At 61.3% G+C, this 5494-nt stretch carries 3 protein-coding genes; all 3 read right to left on the reverse strand.

Translation table 11 applies throughout. The annotated features are described in order from the left end of the window. Window positions 1-200: 200 nt before the first annotated feature. The gene (locus AC2VNO_RS14520; protein WP_486934799.1) at window positions 201-3821 is read right to left on the reverse strand and encodes a toxin VasX; all 3621 of its coding nucleotides are present in this window, start codon (window positions 3819-3821) and stop codon (window positions 201-203) included. Next, entirely contained in the window at window positions 3818-4693 is an 876-nt protein-coding gene (locus AC2VNO_RS14525) for a DUF4123 domain-containing protein (RefSeq protein WP_486934800.1), read from the reverse strand. Before AC2VNO_RS14525 ends, AC2VNO_RS14520 begins: the two co-directional genes overlap by 4 nt. After that, on the reverse strand, window positions 4690-5494 hold an 805-nt coding region (locus tag AC2VNO_RS14530; RefSeq protein ID WP_486934801.1), incomplete at its 5' end, for a type VI secretion system Vgr family protein. The genes AC2VNO_RS14525 and AC2VNO_RS14530, both read right to left, overlap by 4 nt.

Below are 5494 nucleotides of genomic sequence, written 5' to 3' on the forward strand. Positions count from 1 at the left end.
CGATCTCGCGCAGCTTTGCCGGGTTCATCTCCTGCAGCTCACGGTTCGGGAAGATATCCACTGTGGGGTGACGGTGAGGCAGCTGTTGTCCGCTGGCGGCGGACATACGAAACCTCCGCGAATGTTCGCTTTCTACCTGGCGTGGTTGTTGAGCTTGCTCCGCGGTATAAGCGCCCGCGCTGTAGCTGATGGGCTGCAAATCAGCCATTGGTTACCTCTTTGTTGCGATGGGTCGTTTCATCGGCCCAGTAGGGGCGATCGGTACGCTCGAAATCGGGAACGAGCGAGTCGCCACTGCTCGTCTCGGTCGGTGCTGGAGCCGGCAAGACGCGCGGTAGCATAACGTAATTGGTCGGCTCCTTGATCCATTGCACCCTGACTCTGAGGTGATGAGTCGTGCGACGATCTGAGCCCCAACGGCCGCCTGGTTGCGTTGCCTGGCCGGGCACCTGCAAATAATACTCCCTGCCGTCGGTGGTGGCGCGCTCGAAGAGCGGTTCTACGGGGCCACCTATGCTGCTCTCTTCCCTCAACCACTCGGAATAGCCATCTTTGCGGTACTCGTGTTTGCGCTCGGTGACGACCTGGAAGCGAAACTTGGCGACCTGATTCCAGCCCGATGCCAGCCCCGGCAGGTTGCTCTGGACCACCACTCGGGTATTGGCGACTGGACCTGTGGACTGGGCCAGAGTTTGCTGGGCTATCAGGCGAGTCACATATTCAATAGGGCGGCTGGTACTGAGCAAGCCGATGGCAGGGCGCTGTTCGGAATCCTGCGCGACGGATTCAGCTGTGGCTAGGCCAATTGGCTCGATGCGAATACGGATATTGGCGAACAGGCTGACCAGGCGGTCGAACGATTCGGCGGGGGCATTGCGCCATGCATAGCGTTCGTTATTACCGAAGGGGCCCAGACGCAGCCACTCTTCGATTTCGTTATCGGTCAGCCAAATAGACACTGCAACCGCTGCAAGGGAAAGACCAAGAGCGATCCATCCCACCGGGCCTAGGCCCAGCCACAGCGGGCTGGTCTTGATCAGGGCCGAGCCGGCCACCACAGCGGTACTGATAGAGGCAATGCTGAGAGCGATGCCCGCCCCCATATTTCCATGTTGAAAACGTGTCCAGGCATCCCAGGCCAGCAGCGCGGAGCTTATTACACCTGCTGCTGTGCCAGCTAGGTTAACGGCGGTAATTGTTCCCTTAAGACGGCCACCGGCTTTTACTAACAAGGTGCTTTGCGATCGCATTAGAGCATCGCCCAGTGGTAGATGACGGCTAATGGTGTTAGAGCGAAGCTGGCTCAGCAGATTGTGGCGTTCACCAAAAAACTCTATTGCTTTTATTGAAGCGACCGTTAAATCGAACAAAGCTGCATTCCGACCTATCTGGCTTCTTCTTGTTGGGTTCAATTCAAAGCGCGTCACTTCCTGTTGTAAGTTAAACAGTTCAAATGCCGCAATTACATACGGCAGACGTATCATATCAGCGGCGCCTGCCACCCCTACCTGCATTCGCGCGCGGCGCGACAGTCTCGCCGCTTCGGAGTCGGACTCGGTCACCAGCACGATCAAATGTGGTTCGTTGGCAGCGGCTGAAAGCGCTGCCATCCCTCTTGCCTGGCTGGGTGTCAACGTCCGCCCCGTTGCCTGGCGAACGGCACCTTCGAAGCTCTGGCGCGCCTGGCCTTGCGCGCCCTGGCGGCTGGCGCTGCGCTCGTGCTCCGTCAGGCCGTTGTAGAGCTGGCCTCGAGAATCGCGAACGCCGAGGATGACCATGTCCTCGCGCACATTGCCACGCGCGGTACCGGTGATCCTTCCGAACAGCTCCGGAAAGCCGACTCGTACCAAGCGTGCGGCAGGCAAAGCGATGGCTTGGCGTGCGCTCTCTTCGAACAGCAAATTGGCTTGCTCGGCCAGGCGGCCAAATACGAGGTCAACCACCCCGCCCCAGCGCTTCAGCTCTGCGCTGTAAGTGAAGCCTTCGGCGCTGCCTATCGCCGCCAGGTAGGCAGTCTCGTGGAGTTGGAGATCGTCCTCCTCGTTGGGGAACTCCTGTTCCGCCTGCTGAGCTAACGCCTTGAGGCGTACACGGCCGTCGCCTGGGTTTTCCTCTTCATCCGGCAGCTCCAGCGGCACGTCGAGCGGTGTCTCCTCGTTGCTGGGAAACAGCATGGCGTGTAGCGAGTAACTGCTGCCGTCTCGCAACACATCGACTAGATAGCGCTGCGGCCGGGTGGGCGAGGTAGGCGGTTCGTCGTGCAGGGGGTCGGCATGGCCCGGGGCATCGCGTAGCGCTTCGAGCAGGTCGGCTGTCAGCGCATAGGCACCGAGATAGTCATGGCCTTCCAGACTGAACAGGTCGGCCAGTACGGCATTGCCTTCTTGGCTGAGCAACAGTCCATGGAGCCTGCTCTGATAGGCCTCGAGCTGGTTGCGAGCCAGCTCTCTCTGGGCCCTGCGCAGGATGCGCTGCAGTTTACCCGAATCGCTCAGATCGGCCTTGTCGGCAAAGCGACGCAGTGCATTCGCTTGGCCGGTATGGTCGTGGCGGCGCAGTATGGTCTGGTTGACCAGGGCGGCACATTCGTAAAACTCGTCCTGGGCGGCCAGGGCAGGAATCAGTTGGAGATACTCTAGGCTTGCCCGACAGCCGTGCAAGCTGTGGCGCATCTCGAACAGGGTATCCACCAGTATGAGCCCGGGAATCTCTCGCCCCCGTGCGGCGGCAAGGCAATCCTCCGCTCCCCCCAGTCCCTCCCAAAGGATGTTGGTGTCTTCCGTATCGGCATCGCCCTGGGTCGTGCGCTCTTTCAGCACCTGGCAACGGGCGGACGCCTGTAAATAGAGGGGCGATGGCTGCTCTCCATGGCCGTTACCGGCGCGCATGCCTTCATCGGCGGCGGCACGGGCCGTATCCCCTGAGTCGAACTGGCTAAGCTCTTCGGCTGCCTGGCCGCGCAACTGAGGCAGGTAGTCGCCCGCCAGGTCCTGAACCAGGGCGCTCGGAGTGGCGGCATGCTGCTCGGCCAGGTCAATACGCAAGCGCTGGGGTTCTCCCTGGGAGAGCATATACAGCCGACCCGGTGAGGCGAAGTTGTTGGCGCTTGATAGGTTGATGGAGTGGCAACGTGTACGCTGGGCATGGGTATCTGCTTGCAGGTAATTGAGTCGCGCCGCTGACCACTGCACTTCGGAGTAGGCGATCCGTACACCGCCGTCGATGTAACGTTCGTTGGCCCGGTGGGGCAGCCAAATCTCTTCCAAAGCGATACCGGCGGCGGGTCGGCGATCGTCCTGGTAACGATCACTGTCGTCGCGGTGAGTTGCCAAGTCGATATCGCGAAACTCCATCTGTCCGCTCTCGGCATTTGCTGAGGCCTGGATCTCCCGCCATAACTTGTCGCCGTGGAATATGTAGAGATAGCCGGGGCGCAGCGGCAGGGCGTGCCGCTCGTTACGTCCTAAACCTTGCCACAACGCCATTGGCAGTACTGGCTGGATGACGTTGTCCTGCATCCTGGGTTTGCGGCTGTTCTTGTTGAGCCATTCCAGTAGTGGCAATCGGATTGGCTCACCGCTCTCGCTATCGATATGCAGTTGGGCATTGACGCGCTGGTAACCGTGCCAACGCCACTTGTGCAGCACGCTGACCGGGGACGGCAGGTCTTCGGTTTCTGGCTCGCCGAACTCTGCTATTGGCTCGCCACGGTATTGGTCGACGATGACCACCTTGTGCCCGGGCGGATGATCCTTGCCCATGACCTGAATGATGAGCTGTTCGCCTTCGCAAGCGGTGTTGCACAATGTACCGTTGCTCATGCCCGGTCTCTCCCGATGGTCGTATTCTCTTCCCTGGTATGGAAATGTCGTTGGAGCGCCGCCAGTCTTGCCTCTGCCGGATGTCTATCCACATCGTCAGGCAGCGGTGTCTGACAGTATTCAAAGCGCAGGAGCACGAAATCGGAAATGTCGTGCTCAGGTATCGACAAGCGCTTGGCTTCGTCGAGAGCCGCCACGAAACGCCGGGCATGCTCTGCGGAGTGCTCCTCGAGCCCCGCGTCTCTGCCCAGCCGCTGCCATAGCGGGTACTGATACACGAGCGCTTCGAGACTCTCCTCCTGGTTGGGGGAAAGGCTGAGCGTCTCGCTCGTCTCGCTTATCGGCTCCTTCAGGGCTGTCGAAGCTGGTCGGCATGCATACCAGAGGGCGCCATATTGGGCTCGTTGATAAAAAGTACCGCCATGCCAGAACAGCCCGGAAAGGGGGCCTAGCCAGAGCGAGGATGGAGCGTCCGCGAAGAGATGAGCTGCTACCCAAGGATCGTAATAGCGCAGCAGGCCACGCCGGTTGCCATAGAACTTGGCATCCAGACGATGGCGCAGGTGGCTCAGCATGACATCACGGTCGGCGAAGCTTGCCACGGCGATACCCGCAAGCGGAGCCGCACCCTGGCTTTCGACGAAGACATTCCATAACGCTGTACCGGGCTGTGTAGATACCACTAATGGCCCCATATCGCGGGCCGAGGCATAAAGGGTTTCGTCGAAGAGCCAAGCGACCTCGGGTGTCGAGTCCAGCGCATAAAGGCGACCGAGCGTTTCGCTGTGCTGTTCCACCACCAGCCAGTAGCGCTCGCCGGGCCGTGTGGCGACTAGCGCTGTTAGGGTAGAGGCCTGGGTGACTTCGCTCATGCACGAGCTCCCGGCCCTTCACAGGGACAAGCTTCGCCAAGCGGGCAGGGGCCCCCATTGGACGGCTTCTGGCAGGGCTCTACCAAGGGGGCGTGCGTGACCATGGCCTGCTCCAGGCGGTGCCCGAAGATCGGCCCCAGTGTCACGTCCTCATGCACCTCCGGCACTGCCCGGCCCGGCAGCAGCGGCGTCTCGACGGCCTGGCCACTGCCCGAGCCGGGGCTGCCTCCGGCGTTGATCTTCACCTTGGGCCCGACCAGGGTGACGCCGCCGCCGTCGAGCTTGAGGAAGCTGCCGCCGGCGTTCAGCGTCATTTCGCTGCCGGCTTCCAGCACCACCTTGTGGCCGGCCTTGATGTGCAGTTCGCGGCCGCATTCGCTGAGCCAGGCCTGGCCGGCCTTGATGTGCAGCGTGCCCTGTACCGTGAGGTGCTGGTTGCCGTCGGTCTGCTCATGGCGATTGCCGCGCACGGTGTGGTGCTCGTCGCCGTCGATCTCACCGATACGGTCGTGGTGCACGGTGAGGAAGCTGTCGTTGCCGATCTCTTCGGTGCGGTCGTTGTTGGTCAGCAGCTCCAGGTCCTTCTGAGCGTGCAGCCAGATCTGCTCGTCGCCGGCTTCGTCTTCGAAGCGCAGTTCGTTGAAGCCTTCGCCCTTGTGACTCTGGGTGCGGATCACGGTACGCGTCTTGTGCGCCGGCAGTGTGTAGGGCGGGGTGTTGACGGCGTGGTAGGTGCGCCCGGTGATCAGCGGCTGGTCGGGGTCGCCCTCGAGGAAGGAGACGACGACCTCATGCCCGATC

The sequence above is a fragment of the Halomonas sp. TH-94 genome (assembly GCF_057473365.1).